The sequence below is a fragment of the Candidatus Tectomicrobia bacterium genome, assembly GCA_016192135.1.
Classification (GTDB): Bacteria; UBA8248; UBA8248; order UBA8248; family UBA8248; genus 2-12-FULL-69-37.
In genome coordinates, this window is record JACPUR010000019.1 from 210027 (window position 1) to 223290 (window position 13264).

Genomic DNA, 13264 nt, shown 5'->3' on the forward strand with positions numbered 1-13264 from the left:
CTAAAAAGCGGCCGAGGAGCCAACCGCCGTGCCGATCACGCATCTTACCACCGAGGAGCGCTACCGGGTCATCAGGCGGGTGGGCCACGTGCTCAACTCGAGCCTGGACCTGAACGTGGTGCTCCCGCGCCTGGCCCAGGAGCTCAAGGCGATCTTCCCCCTGGACCACGTGGCGCTCTGCATCATCAACCCCGACGGGAAGAGCTACAGCTGGACCAACATCACGACGGACGAGGGCGGGGTCGCGCTGCCGGGCGAGAACGTCCCGCTGCAGGGCGGCGCCCTCGGCTGGCTGATCGAGCACCGGGGCGACATGCCGCACGTCATCTACGAGGACCTCGAGCGCGAGCGCCCGTTCGCGGAGGACGAGATCGTATTCAAGCGGGGCATCCGCAGCGGCATCCGCGTCCCGCTCGAGATCGACAATAAGGTTTTCGGCGAGCTCGCCGTGGCCAGCTACACGCCCCGGCGCTTCACGGAGGAGATGGCGCGCTTCCTGCTGGACCTGGCGCCCTCCATCGCGACGGCCGTCGCCAACGCCCGTGCCTACGCCCAGCTCGAGGCCAGCCGCCAGGACCTCTACCACGAGGCGGTCCTCCTCCGGGACGAGCTGCGCGAGCTGCACAACTTCGAGGAGATCATCGGGAAGAGCCCGGCCATCCACAAGGTCCAGGATCTCATCCGCCGGGCCGCGCCGACCGAGGCGACCGTGCTCATCCTGGGCGAGACGGGGACCGGCAAGGAGCTCGTCGCCCGCGCCATCCACAACCTGAGCTCCCGGCGCAGCCGCGTGCTGGTGAAGGTGAACTGCGCCGCTCTCCAGGACACGCTGCTGCTGAGCGAGCTCTTCGGCCACGAGAAGGGCGCCTTCACCGGGGCGGTGGAGCGCAAGATCGGCCGCTTCGAGCTGGCCCACAAGGGGACCATCTTCCTCGACGAGATCGGGGAGCTCCCCCCGGAGGCCCAGGTGAAAGTGCTTCGGGTGATGCAGGAGCGGGAATTCGAGCGGGTAGGCGGCACCCGCACGGTGCAGGTGGACACGCGCATCATCGCCGCCACCAACCGCGACCTCGAGGCCGAGGTCCGCGACGGGCGCTTCCGGAGCGATCTGTTCTTCCGCCTGAACGTCATCCCCATCCGCGTGCCCCCCCTGCGGGAGCGCAAGGAGGACATCCCGCTTCTCGTCGAGCATTTCGTCCGCCGGCACGCCACCCGCCTCAACCGGCGGATCAAGGCCGTGGACCCGCGGGACCTCGACCGCTTCATCCGCTACGGCTGGCCGGGGAACATCCGCGAGCTCGAGAACGTCGTGGAGCGCGGGCTGGTGCTGGGAGCGGGCGAGGTGCTGCGCTTCGACAAGCAGCTCATCGGCGAGGCCCCCCAGGCGCGCGAGGACGGCAAGGAGCGCCTCACCACCCTCGAGGAGCACGAGCGGCAGTACATCCTCCGGGTGCTGGCCCAGACGGGCGGCGTGGTGTCCGGAGAGCGCGGCGCGGCCCGCATCCTCGGGATGAAGCCCACGACCCTCCAGTCGCGGATGAAGAAGCTCGGCATCCGCGCCCAGCGAAAGTTCGGCGAGGTGGGCGAGCGCATCGCCGGCTAGCGTCCCCCGCCCGGTTGGCCGGGTTCGAGCTTCCCCAGCTTCGAGAATTGCGTCCATCCGGCTCCGAAATATCCAGGCACTCCTGATTTTCGCCCCCATGTGACGGTTTTCCTCATCTCCTATATAACGATATGTCGTAAATTATCTCAATTTCGTGTCACTCTCCAAGCACTTCCAATTGTCCGCTCGCCGAAAATTCGACGTAAATATTTGATTTTAATGATATTAGGGTATCGGATGTCTTTGGCACAATGGTTGCTTTAGATGAAATCGCTGTGGATTTCCGTGGTTTTCCCGGCGCCGTCTGCCGCCGGTGAGAAGGAAAGGAGAAAAGGCATCATGGACTTTCTGGTTGGATTGCTGGTTCTGGCGGTCCCCACGCTGGCCCTGGGGGTCATCCTCCGGAGGCGGCAGGAACTGGTGGGCCTCGGCCTCCGCCCCTACCGAGAGGGGGAGGTCCGCCCCTGGGAGACGGAGGCGGTGAGGCGCGCCGACCGGCGGCGGATCAACGCCCTGCTCGAGGAAGAGCTCATCCGCCGGGCCGCGTGAGGGAGGCAGAGAATGGATTTCGTGGTCGCCGCCGTTGTTCTGGGTTTTCCGGTGATGCTTTACGCGCTCCTCTTCACGGGACCGCGGAGACACCCCGCCGAGACGTCCCGGCAGGACGAAGGGAAGGCCGAGCGGCGGGCGGCTTAGCCGGGGAGATGCGTCCATGACGTTGCTGCTGATGGTGTTTTTCACGGCCGCGTTCATCGCGCTGGCGATCCTCACCGGCGGGAACGGGAACGATCACGCGGCCGACACCGAGGCCCGCCGGAGGATGCGGGCCCGCCTGGCGCGGGGCGGCTTTCCGGCCGAGGGCTGGGAAGTCTTTTAGGGGGCCCGAGGGCGCCCTTTGGATTGGAGGCTGAAGAGCCGATGTATACGCATGTACTGATTCCACTGGACGGGTCGAAAGCGGCCGAGGCCTCCGTGAAGGAGGCCGTCCGCATGGCTCCGGCCATCCGGTCCGTTCATCTGCTGATGGTGGACGAGCCCGTCCGCAGCTCGATCCGGCTGGACGGCTACGTCCTGTACGTGGACCAGTGGTACCGGATCCGCCGCGAGATGGCCGAGGACTACCTGCGCCCCATCGCCGAGGAGCTCAGGAAGGCGGGCTTGTCCGTCACCCAGTCCGTCCAGTTCGGCGAGGCCGGGGCGGCCATCGCCAAGGCGGCCGAGAACCTGAAGGTGGAACTCGTCCTGCTCGGCGGCGAGGAAGGCGGGTGGTTCCGGCGTCCCACGGGGCTGGCCGGGCTCGCCCCCCGGATCGTGCGGAGGGTCAAGGCGGCCGTCCTGACGGTTCGGGAAGCAGACATTCGCGCGGCCGAGGACCAAGCGCCGCAGGAGGTCCGCGTCACCCAGGCCGCCTAGGCCCGACATTCGAAATCCTGCCGCGGCTACTTCCAACGCCGCGCTTCCATGCCTCCCTCCCCGGCGGCCTCGCCATCCGGCACCGGACCGCCGGGGAGGGATTCCTCTCTTCTCCCCCTATGCGTTTCGCCCCGGCCCCTGTGCTAGGATGGCCCCTCTCCGCGGCCGCGCCTTTTTTCCCCATCGCCGGAGGACGGATGCGGCTCGTCATGCTCTGCCGGGACCCGCGGCTCTACAGCGTGCGCCGGCTGGCCGAGGCCGCCGGGGCGCGCGGGCACGCGGTCCGGGTTCTCGAGCCCTACCGCTTCAGCCTCGGGCTGGGCGGCGGGCGGCTCTCCCTCCGCTACGCGAGCCGGCCCTTCGGCGGGGCCGACCTCTTCCTGCCCCGCCTGGGGGCCGGCATCTCCGAGCACTCCCTCGCACTCCTTCGCCACCTCCACGCGGCGCGCTTCCTCGTCATCAACTCGCCGGCTTCCATCGAGATCGCGCGCGACAAGCTGCGCACCCTCCAGCTCCTCGCGGGCCGGGGCCTGCCCGTCCCCCGCACCGCCTTCGCGCCCGACCCGGCCCGGCTCGATGAGGCCCTCAGTGCGGTGGGAGGCCCCCCGGCCGTCCTGAAGCCCCCACGCGGCACCCAGGGCAAGGGCGTCACCCTCGCGGCGAGCCGCGAGGAGGCCCGCGCCGTGGCCGAGTTCATGTGGAGCCTAGAGCGCGAGGTGCTCGTGCAGGAGTACGTGCCGAGGGGGAGGAAGGGCGACCTGCGCCTCCTCGTGGTGGGGGGCGGGGTCGCCGGGGCGGTCCGGCGCCGGGCGGCCCGGGGGGAGTTCCGATCGAACCTCCATCAGGGCGGGAGCGCCGCCCGCGCCCGGCCCTCGAAGGAGGCCCGGGAGCTGGCCCTGCGCGCGGCGGCGCTGTGCGGCCTCGAGATCGCGGGCGTCGACCTGCTCGAATCGGAGCGCGGCCTCCTGGTTCTCGAGGTGAACGCGGCCCCCGGCTTCGAGGCCATCGAGCAGTCGGGCGGCGGGGACATCGCCTCCCGCATCGTCTCCCATCTGGAAGGGCGCGTTCCGAAGGCGTGAGTTTGCCGGGCCCGGCGGACGGCTTCTATAATCGCCGGGGCGGTACGTCTCGCACCGACCGTTGCGGCTGTTTTGAAATGGTTTGCCTGTCATTCCGAGCGCAGCGAGGAATCTGCTTTTCGGTTGTAAGCCTTACAAGCAGATTCCTCGGTCGCGGTGCTCCCTCGGAATGACAATGAGCGCGAACGAGCGGGGAATGCCGCTCGTGCTGCTGATTTCCGGGAGGCGAAAATGTCCGGCATCGACGCAATCTGCGCGCGGGCGCGGGAGGCCTCGCTGGCGCTGGCTCCCCTCCCGGGGGAGGCCCGGGACGCCGCCCTTCGCGCCATGGCCGAGGCCGTGGAGAAGGGGGCGGAGGCCATCCTCGCCGCCAACGCCGGGGACGTGGAGGCCTCGCGGGGCCAGATCCCGCTTCCCCTCCTCAAGCGCCTCGGGCTCGACGCGGCCAAGGTGCGCCAGATGGCCGAGGGCGTACGCGCGGTGGCCGCCCTGCCCGATCCGGTGGGGCGGGTCACCCTGGGCACCCTGCTGGACGAGGGCCTGAGGCTCCGCCGCGTCACCTGCCCCATCGGGGTCATCGCCGCCGTCTTCGAGTCGCGCCCGGACGCCCTGGTCCAGATCGCCTCCCTCTGCCTCAAGGCCGGGAACGCCTCCATCCTGAAGGGGGGGCGCGAGGCGGCCCGCACGAACCGGGTCCTGGCGGACCTCCTGGGCGAGGCGGCCGCCCGGCAAGAGGGCGTCCCCCGGGCCGCGCTCCAGCTCCTCGAGGCCCGGGAGGAGGTGGAGGCCCTGCTCGCGCGGGACGACGCCATCGACCTCATCGTCCCCCGGGGGAGCAACGAGTTCGTCCGCCACATCAAGGCGCGCTCGCGCATCCCGGTGCTGGGCCACGCGGACGGCGTCTGCCATCTATACGTGGACCGCGCGGCCGACATCGGCATGGCGGTGGCCCTCGCCGTGGACGCCAAGACGCAGTACGCGGCGGTGTGCAACGCCATCGAGACCCTCCTGGTGCACCGGGAGGCGGCCCCCGCCTTCCTGCCCCGGGCGGCCGGGGCGCTGCGGGCGAAGGGGGTGGAGCTGCGCGGCTGCGAGCGGACCCGGGCCATCCTGCGGGACGCCCTGCCCGCGAGCGAGGCGGACTGGAAGACGGAGTACCTCGACCTCGTCCTCTCCGTCCGGGTGGTGGACGATCTCGGCGAGGCCATCGCCCACATCAACCGCTACGGCTCCCGCCACACCGACGCCATCGTGACGGGGGACGCCGCCGCCGCGCGCGAGTTCATGCGGCGGGTGGACGCCGCCAGCGTCATGTGGAACGCCTCCACCCGCTTCGCCGACGGCTTCCGCTACGGCTTCGGGGCCGAGGTCGGCATCGCCACCGATAAGATCCACGCCCGGGGGCCGGTGGGCCTCGAGGGCCTGGTGACCTACAAGTACCAGGTCGAGGGAGAGGGCCACTGCGTCGCCGAGTACGACGGCGAGGGGGCCCGCCCCTTCCTGCACCGCCCCCTGCCGCCGGAACCGGGAACGAAATAACGGGTTATCATTTTTCCGTAGGGGCGAACCTCGTGTTCGCCCCGGGCGCGCCTGCCGGGAAAGGGCGATGGCAAGCATCGCCCCCGCGGAACCCTTCACGGTCATCCAAGCCGCTCTCGCCTGCCCCGTCCGGCCGGGAAGGAGATCCGCGTGCACCGCATCTTCCTGGCGGCCTTCCTCGTGGGGGCCGGGTTTTTGCTCACCTTCATGCTCGCGCACCGCCCGGCGGTTCAGGGGCCCGCCCCGGCGCCGGGCCCGGGGGCGGCCGTCTTCCGGGAGGTCTGCGCCTCCTGTCACGGCCCCCAGGGCGAGGGGATGGCGGGCCTCGCCCCGCCCATGCGGGGGCGGAACCTCTCCGTGGCCGAGGTCAAGGAGATCGTCCAGAAGGGCCGGGGCCGGATGCCCCCCCTCCCGGGGGTCCGGGGGGAGGCCCTCGAGAACGTGGCGCGCTTCGTCTCGGAGATGCGGTAGGAAAGCCCCGAATCCCGCTTGTTCCCGGCTGTTTTCCTCAAAAATCCGGTATGCATGAAAGTGCGCGAAATTGCGGTAGCGGGCGGCGGGCGGGGAGGGGGTATCTTACCGAGGGGCGGGGCACGCCCGCAGGGGCGGGTTTGAAACCCGCCCCTACGGAACGGGCGCGCCGGATGCCCGCCGCGCGAAGTCTCGCGAATGGAGGGGAAAAGCCCATGGTTTTCGCCGGGAGGAGAAGGAGGGCGCAGCGCAAGTAACGGATAATAACGCTTAGTAAGGGATAAAGAGGGGATAAAGCCCCGTTCTTTTGCGGGAGCCCCCCGCCCCCCGGGAAGAAGCGAGACGCGGGCTTCCGATGTTTTCCGGCGGTTTCCGGGGAAATTACGGGGAATTCCGGCAGGAAAATAAATCGGAACGGGGGCGGCGGCGGGATTACTTTCTTTCGCCCTGTGCTAGCATGGGCCTTCCCGCCCGAAAAAAACGCCCCGATTCCCGAGAGCCAGGGGAACGACCGTATGACCATCTTTCCGAAGGGAACGCGGAGAAAGGCCGGCCTCGCCCCGGGCACCCTGATCCAGATGGCGGAGAAGAAGACCGAGCGCACGGCCGTCCGCGCCCTGGACTATTCGCGGGACGCCCTCGATGAGCGCGAGGTGCTGGACCCCTCGGAGTGGCGAGCTTTCAAGGAATCGCCCGCCATGACGTGGATCCGGGTGGAGGGCATCCACGAAACCGAGGTGCTCCGGCAGCTGGGCGATGTCTTCGGCATCCATTCCCTCGTCCTGGAGGACATCCTCCACACCGACCAGCGCCCCAAGGTGGAGGACTACGACGAGTATCTCTACGTCGTGCTGAAGGTGCTCCTCTACAACGGCGAGGACAAGCGCGTCACCGTCGAGCAGCTCAGCATCGTCCTCGGCCGGAACTTCGTCATCACCTTCGAGGAGAAGGACCGGGGCCTGTTCAACCCGATCATCAAGCGCATACGCGAGTCCAAGGGCCGGTTCCGCAACCGGGGGGTGGATTATCTCTTCTATGCCCTCGTGGACGTGGCGGTGGACCACTACTTCGTGGTCCTGGAGCGCCTGGGGGAGGACATCGAGGAAATCGAGGAGGAGGTCATCGAGTCCCCCACGCCCGAGGTCATGCAGCGCATCTTCGACGCCCGGATGAACATGCTCATCCTGCGCCGCGCGCTCTTCCCCCTGCGCGACCTGACGAACCTCCTGGTGCGGGACGACTTCCCCCAGATCGGGGAGGAGATCAAGGTCTATCTCCGCGACGTGTACGACCACGCCGTGCAGCTCATCGAGACGGTGGAGGTTTCGCGCGACATGGTGCAGAACATGGCGGACCTCTACCTCTCGGTCATCAACAACCGGATGAACGAGGTCATGAAGGTCCTGACCCTCATCGCCACGATTTTCATCCCCCTGACCTTCATCGCGAGCATCTACGGGATGAATTTCAAGTACATGCCCGAGCTGGAGTGGCCGGGCGCCTATCACGCCGTCCTGGCCGCCATGGCCGGGATCGGGCTTTTCATGCTGGGCTATTTCAAGCGGCGCGGCTGGTTCTGACCCCTCCTGTTTCGTCTTACTTTCGATATCTCCGGCGCATGACTCGGACCGGCGCATCCTGTAGGATGCCGCCGGTTGGCCCACCCCGCACCACTCCAAGCCGGAGTTCCCGCGTGCTCAGGCTTGGGCGCATGCCGGATTTATTCCCCTGAAGGAGGCGAAGCAGATGGGTACTGATCAAGGGTTGATGGGCGTCGATTGGGAGTCGCGGCTGGATTTCGCCCGGCTGCGCCGCGAGCGGCTCCAGCGCGCGAAGGACGCCCTCGCGAAATCGGACGTGGACGTCCTCTTCGTCTTCCGCACCGAGGACTGCCGCTACCTCACCGGCTTCCGCTCCCACCTCCATCCGACGGCCTCCCTCGGGATGGCCGTGAGCGTCCTGGCCAAGGGCGGCGAGCCCTTCATCTTCAGCATGGACCACGACCACGTCCGCGCCCGCATGACCTTCCTGAACCCCGAGCAGATTCAGGAGCGGGCGAACTTCCGCGACCTGGTCGGGGTCCGCAAGTGGGCGGACAAGGTGAAGGGCCTCCTCGGCAGCAGCCTCGAGGGCAAGCGCATCGGGGTGGACCTCTGGACCCCCGGCATTGAAAAGCACCTGAAGGAGGCCTTCCCCAAGTCCGAGTTCGTGGACGGCTACGCCGTGATGTGCAAGGCGAAGGTCATCAAGACCCAGGACGAGATCGAGTGCCTGAAGGTGGCCACCGTCATGACCGAGGCGGCGATGGACACGGCGCTCGAGTTCCTGCGCCCCGGCGTGCGGGAGTGCGAGGTCTTGTCCGTCGCCTGGCAGAAGATGACCGCCCTCGGCAGCGAGTGGACCCAATGCGCCAACATCGTCTGCTCGGGCCCCTACACCGCCCCCTACCGGCGCTTCACCTCGGACCGCATCATCCGCAAGGGCGACCCCGTTATCATCGACATCGGCGCCTGCTTCAACGGCTACTGGGGCGACTTCACCCGCACCTGGATCTGCGGCGGCATCAAGCCGACCAAGGAGCAGATCGAGTGGCACCAGAGGTGCTACAACTCGGTGTGGAACTCCTGCGGCGAGTGCAGGCCGGGCAAGACCACGCTGGACGTCTACAAGGCGGCCGAGCCCTACATCCTCGACAGCCTGGGCCACGGCTCGGGCACGAACCCCTGGGAGCTCCCCTACTTCAGCCCCGCGGCCTATGACGACCCGATGAAGCTCGAGCCCGGAATGACGGCCAACCTCGAGCCCTACGCGGGCAAGGAGGGGGTGGGCGGCTTCCGGCTGGAGAACAACGTGGTCGTCACCACCGGCGAGCCCGACATCTACACGCCCTATCCCTACGACGAGCGCCTGGTGAAGGACCTCCACCCGCTCGACACCACGACCGGGCGGACGCGCTAGAAAAATCGGAACCGGCGAGAAACGAATCCGCGGGGGCGGGTCTCAGGCCCGCCCCTGCGGATTTCACCGACATGGCTGGTTCCGTAGGGGCGATGCTTGTCATCGCCCTCTCCAAAGCGGGCGAACACGAGGTTCGCCCCTACGGATGCCGCATGGATCTGAGAGGTTACCCCGCGCTCCGCTCGGCGGTTCGGACGGCGGCCAGGAAGGCCAGGAGGGCGAAGAGGGCGGTCACGAGGAGGGAGACCTCCATCCCCGGGAGGCCCTGGACGGCGGCGGGGCTCGACAGGTAGAGCGATCGCCGCAGGGCGGCGACCCCGTAGGTCAGCGGGTTCGCCTTCATGGCCAGCGCGAGGAGGGGGTGGGCCCCCTCCGCCGGGAAGACGGCCCCCGAGAGCAGCCAGAGCGGCAGCAGCGCCAGGTTCATGATCGAGTGCAGGCCCTGGGTCGAGTCGATGCGCCAGGCGAAGAGCAGGCCCAGGCTCGTCAGCGCGAACCCCATCAGCGCCATCACCCCCACCGCGGCCAGCACGCCCGCCGCGGAAAGAGGCACCCCGGCCAGCGGGGCGGCCGCGAGCAGCAGCACCCCCTGGAGCAGGCCCAGCGTCGTCCCCCCCAGCGCCTGCCCCAGCACGATGGCCGAGCGCGGCACCGGCGCGGCCAGAACGCCCTGCAGGAAGCGCTGCTTGCGGTCGTCCATCACCGAGAAGGTGGAGAAGATGGCGGTGAAGAGCACCACCATGGCGACGATGCCGGTGAAGAAGTACTCCGCATAGCCCTCCGCCCCGTTCCCGGCCGGGGAGCGGAAGGAGCGCCCGAAGCCGCTCCCCAGCACCAGCCAGAAGAGCAGGGGCTGCCCGAAGGCCCCGACGATGCGGCTGCGCTGGCGCAGGAAGCGCACGATCTCGCGCTGCCAGAGGGTCAGGGCCGGGAGGAGGAAGTTCACGCCGCGCCCTCCTGGGGCGGGGCGCCGAAGCGGCGGCCCGTCCGGCGGATGAAGACGTCCTCCAGGGTGGGCCGGCCGAAGGTGACGGACCGGACCTCGGCGCCGAAAGCCTCGATCACCTGGGGCAGCAGGGCGTGGGCGCCGGGGCGCTCCACCCGCAGGCCCTCATCCACTTCCATCGCCTCCCACCCGAAGCGCGCTCGGAGCTTCTCCCGCAGGGAGGCGGGGTCGTCCGCCCGGATGAAGATCACCTCCTCCCCCGCCTCCCGCTTGAGCCCCTCGGGAGTGCCCAGCGCCACCAGGCGGCCCTCGTGCAGGATGCCCACCCGGTCGCAGCGCTCCGCCTCGTCCATCAGGTGGGTGGTCAGCACCACCGTCGTCCCCCGCTCCCGGCGGAGGCGGTCGAGCTCGCCCCCGAAGTCCCGCCGGGCGGCCGGGTCGAGGCCCGCCGTGGGCTCGTCCAGCAGCAGGAGATCCGGCCCCGGCAGCAGGGCCTTGGCCAGCTCGAGGCGGCGCTGCATTCCGCCCGAGAGAGTCTCGGCCATCTCCCTCGCCCGGGCCGCGAGGCCGAAGCGCTCGAGCTGGGCCGCCACGCCCGCCCGAAGGGCTGCGCCGCGCATCCCGAAGAGCCGGCCGTGGTGGATGAGGTTCTCGGCGCAGGTGAGCTTGGGGTCGATGCCCGGCTGCTGGAAGACCACGCCGAGCCTCCGCCGGGCCTGGGCGGGGGATTCCGCGAGCGGGACGCCGAAGACGCGCGCGCTCCCCCCGTCCGGCCGCAGCAGGGTGGCGAGGATGCGGAAGAGGGTGGTCTTGCCCCCTCCGTTCGGCCCGAGGAGGGCGAAGGTCTCCCCCCGGCCCACCTGGAAGCTCACCCCGGCCAGGGCGGCGCGGTCCCCGAAGGAGCGGTGCAGGTCCGTCACCTCGAGCGCGAGCGGGGCGCTCATGCGGCGGGCCCTCCGTTCGTCCGGGGCGAGGCCGGGGGCGGGGAGATGAAGTGGTCCACGTTCAGCCACAGGCTCCGGGAGTGCCGGAAGAAGAGGAGGGGGAAAATCGCCGCCGCCGCCGTCCAAACGGCGAGCTGGACCGCCAGCGCGGGCGCGATCAGCCAGTCCAAGAGAAAGAAGCCGCCCAGGCAGAGGAAGACGGTGGCCGCATAGTTGATGTAGATGGCGCCGATGAAGTAGCCCGGCTCCCGCTCCGTCCGGCAGCCGCACCGGGGGCAGGCAGGGTGCATCCGGAAGATTCCGGCGAACAAGGGTTCTTCCCGGCAATCCGGGCAACGCAGGCGCAGGCCGTTCGCGACGGCGGAGAGAAGGCCTCTCATCTCGGCGGGTAGAGCCAGTAAAGGAGGAGGTAGATCACCACCCCGGTCACCGAGACGTAGAGCCAGATAGGGAAGGTCCAGCGGGCGAGGCGGCGGTGGCGGATGAACTCCCCCCGGAAGGCGAGCCGCAGGGTCAGGATGGCGAGCACCGGCACCGCCGCCGCGAGGACGGTGTGGGAGATCAGGATGGCGAAGTAGACGGGCCGCACCCAGCCCTGCCCCGTGAAGCGCACCGATCCCACGTTGTAGTGGTAGATCAGGTAGAAGACGAGGAAGAGGACCGAAACCCCGAAGGCCCAGAGCATGCACGTCCTGTGCTGACGGACGCGCAGCGCCCGGATGTGCAGGTAGCCCGCCACGAGGAGGATGGCGGCGAGCGCGTTCAGCGCCGCGTTGAGGGCTGGAAGCTGGCTTACGGAGAGCAACAGGGTCTCCCCGGACGGCAGCCGGGCCGCCCGCGGTTCCGCCGCGGATCAAAAATCCGGCAGCGTCATGAGGACGACGAACACGCACAGGACGAGCGGGATCATCGCGATGTAGCCGAGGGCCACGCGCTCGAACTTCAAGTGCATGAAGTAGAGCGCCACCAGGGCCGCCTTGGTCAGCGCCATGATGACGAGGAGGAGTCCCTTGAGCATGTGCGGGTAGGCGGGCCCCGAGGATGGGTAGCCCGCCGCCACCTCCAGGATGGTCAGGGCCAGCAGCCACCAGAAGATGGCCATGTAGTTGACGTGGTGCGCCGCGTGCTGCGAGTGGCCATGAGCCATGTGTCCGCGCTCTCCCTTTGAAGGCGGGGCCGCGCCCGGGGGCGCTCCTTTACAGGAGGTAGACGAAGGTGAAGACCAAGATCCAGACCAGGTCGACGAAGTGCCAGTAGAGCCCGGCGATCTCCACCGCGTTGTAGCTGTGCGCCGAATAGGCCCCCTGGCTGCCCCTCCAGGCGATGATCGAGAGGTAGATGACCCCGCCCGTCACGTGCATCCCGTGAAAGCCGGTGATCATGAAGAACGTCGTCCCGAACAGACCCGCCCCCCACTTGTTCGCGGTGAGGCCGAGGCCCTCGTGGATGAGGTGCGTCCACTCGTAGGCCTGAAGCCCGAGGAAGATGGCGCCGCCCAGGACGGTGAGCCCCAGGAACTTCACGAGGCCCCCCTGGTCCCCCCGCTTGATGGCGTCCAGCCCCTTCACCATGGTCACGCTGCTGCAGATGAGCAGGAAGGTCATGAACGCCGTAAGGCCGATGCCCAGGACGTCGGTGGGCACGGGCCAGTTCTTGCTCGTGCTGCGCATGACGGCGTAGCCCGCGAGCAGGATGCCGAACGACATGGCGTCGCCCGCGAGGAAGATCCACATGCCGAGCTTGCCCCAGTTTTCTGGGGTCAGCGGGGACTCGGCGGGCTCGATGTGGTGCGCGGCGGCTGCTTGGCTCAAGTCGCCCTCTCCTTTTCGTCTATGCGTTGTGCCCGCGCCGGGCGCCCCGGCGGTGCGAGATGACGAGGGCCCCGCCGATCGTCCCGGCGAGGGCGAAGGGCATGGCCATGAGGAAAGTCAGGCTCCAGAAGTAGCCCGGGTCGCCGTCGAGCCCGCAGACGGCGCAGGCGGACGCGGCCTCGGGGAGCGCGAAAACAAACGCACCCGCCAGAAGCGGGAGCCATCGGCGCAAGGATTTCAAGGGCTTTTCCTCCGACGCCACTATGCCATCCACCCCGGGGGGTGTCAACGAAAGCATGGGTCCTAAATCAGATAAACGAGGATGAAAAGCACCGGCCACAGCCCGACGACCAGGTGCCAGTACATCCCGCAGCACACCGCCGCGCGGACCAGCACGGCCAGCAGCCACACCACCCCGCAGAAGACGTGGAACGCGTGGGTCCCGATGATGGTGTAGAAGGTCGAGCCGTAGACGCCCGAGGAGGCGGTCAGGCCGAAGC

General features: G+C 68.8%; 17 protein-coding genes. 9 read left to right on the forward strand and 8 right to left on the reverse strand.

Features of this window, described 5'->3' with window-relative positions:
• The first annotated feature begins 28 nt into the window (after nt 1–28).
• From HYZ11_09770 to HYZ11_09810, 9 genes are all read left to right on the forward strand, one after another.
• Nucleotides 29–1603 carry a sigma 54-interacting transcriptional regulator gene (locus tag HYZ11_09770; GenBank protein MBI3127879.1) on the forward strand — a complete coding sequence of 525 codons (1575 nt, stop codon included), beginning with the start codon at nt 29–31 and terminating at the stop codon, nt 1601–1603.
• A gap of 339 nt (nt 1604–1942) precedes the next feature.
• Nucleotides 1943–2152 carry a hypothetical protein gene (locus HYZ11_09775; protein ID MBI3127880.1) on the forward strand — a complete coding sequence of 70 codons (210 nt, stop codon included), beginning with the start codon at nt 1943–1945 and terminating at the stop codon, nt 2150–2152.
• A gap of 163 nt (nt 2153–2315) precedes the next feature.
• Nucleotides 2316–2480, forward strand: a complete 165-nt coding sequence (locus HYZ11_09780) for a hypothetical protein (protein MBI3127881.1) — start codon at nt 2316–2318, stop codon at nt 2478–2480.
• A gap of 41 nt (nt 2481–2521) precedes the next feature.
• Entirely contained in the window at nt 2522–3016 is a 495-nt protein-coding gene (locus HYZ11_09785; GenBank protein MBI3127882.1) for a universal stress protein, read from the forward strand.
• Nucleotides 3017–3213: 197 nt separating this feature from the next.
• Entirely contained in the window at nt 3214–4095 is an 882-nt protein-coding gene (locus tag HYZ11_09790) for a RimK family alpha-L-glutamate ligase (protein MBI3127883.1), read from the forward strand.
• Nucleotides 4096–4326: 231 nt separating this feature from the next.
• Nucleotides 4327–5634 (forward strand): glutamate-5-semialdehyde dehydrogenase, encoded by a 1308-nt coding sequence (locus HYZ11_09795; protein ID MBI3127884.1) that lies wholly within the window; start codon nt 4327–4329, stop codon nt 5632–5634.
• A 150-nt stretch (nt 5635–5784) separates the two neighbouring features.
• Complete coding sequence (locus tag HYZ11_09800; GenBank protein ID MBI3127885.1) at nt 5785–6105, forward strand: cytochrome c; 321 nt, start codon at nt 5785–5787, stop codon at nt 6103–6105.
• A gap of 515 nt (nt 6106–6620) precedes the next feature.
• The gene (gene corA, locus HYZ11_09805) at nt 6621–7685 is read left to right on the forward strand and encodes a magnesium/cobalt transporter CorA (GenBank protein MBI3127886.1); all 1065 of its coding nucleotides are present in this window, start codon (nt 6621–6623) and stop codon (nt 7683–7685) included.
• 166 nt (nt 7686–7851) lie between these two features.
• Nucleotides 7852–9063 (forward strand): aminopeptidase P family protein, encoded by a 1212-nt coding sequence (locus tag HYZ11_09810; protein MBI3127887.1) that lies wholly within the window; start codon nt 7852–7854, stop codon nt 9061–9063.
• Nucleotides 9064–9229: 166 nt separating this feature from the next.
• Here the strand turns inward: HYZ11_09810 and HYZ11_09815 are convergent, their stop codons facing one another.
• The 8 genes from HYZ11_09815 to HYZ11_09850 form a co-directional block, all read right to left on the reverse strand.
• Nucleotides 9230–10009 (reverse strand): ABC transporter permease, encoded by a 780-nt coding sequence (locus tag HYZ11_09815; GenBank protein MBI3127888.1) that lies wholly within the window; start codon nt 10007–10009, stop codon nt 9230–9232.
• Nucleotides 10006–10953 carry an ABC transporter ATP-binding protein gene (locus tag HYZ11_09820; protein ID MBI3127889.1) on the reverse strand — a complete coding sequence of 316 codons (948 nt, stop codon included), beginning with the start codon at nt 10951–10953 and terminating at the stop codon, nt 10006–10008. Before HYZ11_09820 ends, HYZ11_09815 begins: the two co-directional genes overlap by 4 nt.
• The gene (locus tag HYZ11_09825) at nt 10950–11264 is read right to left on the reverse strand and encodes a DUF983 domain-containing protein (protein ID MBI3127890.1); all 315 of its coding nucleotides are present in this window, start codon (nt 11262–11264) and stop codon (nt 10950–10952) included. Before HYZ11_09825 ends, HYZ11_09820 begins: the two co-directional genes overlap by 4 nt.
• Before the next feature lie 65 nt (nt 11265–11329).
• A complete protein-coding gene (locus HYZ11_09830) occupies nt 11330–11758 on the reverse strand; it encodes a DUF420 domain-containing protein (protein MBI3127891.1) in 429 nt (142 codons plus the stop codon).
• Between the two features lie 48 nt (nt 11759–11806).
• Nucleotides 11807–12100: a cytochrome C oxidase subunit IV family protein gene (locus tag HYZ11_09835; protein MBI3127892.1), complete on the reverse strand. Its 294-nt coding sequence runs from the start codon at nt 12098–12100 to the stop codon at nt 11807–11809.
• Between the two features lie 49 nt (nt 12101–12149).
• On the reverse strand, nt 12150–12764 hold the full coding sequence (locus tag HYZ11_09840; GenBank protein MBI3127893.1) for a cytochrome c oxidase subunit 3: 615 nt from the start codon (nt 12762–12764) through the stop codon (nt 12150–12152).
• A gap of 19 nt (nt 12765–12783) precedes the next feature.
• The gene (locus tag HYZ11_09845) at nt 12784–13005 is read right to left on the reverse strand and encodes a hypothetical protein (protein MBI3127894.1); all 222 of its coding nucleotides are present in this window, start codon (nt 13003–13005) and stop codon (nt 12784–12786) included.
• Nucleotides 13006–13067: 62 nt separating this feature from the next.
• The coding region (locus HYZ11_09850) for a cytochrome oxidase subunit III (GenBank protein ID MBI3127895.1) at nt 13068–13264 on the reverse strand (197 nt) is incomplete at its 5' end.

What these genes read in the sequence shown, in the direction of transcription:
- HYZ11_09775 (MBI3127880.1), top strand. Translation starts at nt 1,943, where the DNA reads ATGGACTTTCTGGTTGGATTGCTGGTTCTGGCGGTCCCCACGCTGGCC.
- HYZ11_09780 (MBI3127881.1), top strand. Translation starts at nt 2,316, where the DNA reads ATGACGTTGCTGCTGATGGTGTTTTTCACGGCCGCGTTCATCGCGCTG.
- HYZ11_09785 (MBI3127882.1), top strand. Translation starts at nt 2,522, where the DNA reads ATGTATACGCATGTACTGATTCCACTGGACGGGTCGAAAGCGGCCGAG.
- HYZ11_09790 (MBI3127883.1), top strand. Translation starts at nt 3,214, where the DNA reads ATGCGGCTCGTCATGCTCTGCCGGGACCCGCGGCTCTACAGCGTGCGC.
- HYZ11_09795 (MBI3127884.1), top strand. Translation starts at nt 4,327, where the DNA reads ATGTCCGGCATCGACGCAATCTGCGCGCGGGCGCGGGAGGCCTCGCTG.
- corA (MBI3127886.1), top strand. Translation starts at nt 6,621, where the DNA reads ATGACCATCTTTCCGAAGGGAACGCGGAGAAAGGCCGGCCTCGCCCCG.
- HYZ11_09810 (MBI3127887.1), top strand. Translation starts at nt 7,852, where the DNA reads ATGGGTACTGATCAAGGGTTGATGGGCGTCGATTGGGAGTCGCGGCTG.
- HYZ11_09820 (MBI3127889.1), bottom strand. Translation starts at nt 10,953, where the DNA reads ATGAGCGCCCCGCTCGCGCTCGAGGTGACGGACCTGCACCGCTCCTTC.
- HYZ11_09835 (MBI3127892.1), bottom strand. Translation starts at nt 12,100, where the DNA reads ATGGCTCATGGCCACTCGCAGCACGCGGCGCACCACGTCAACTACATG.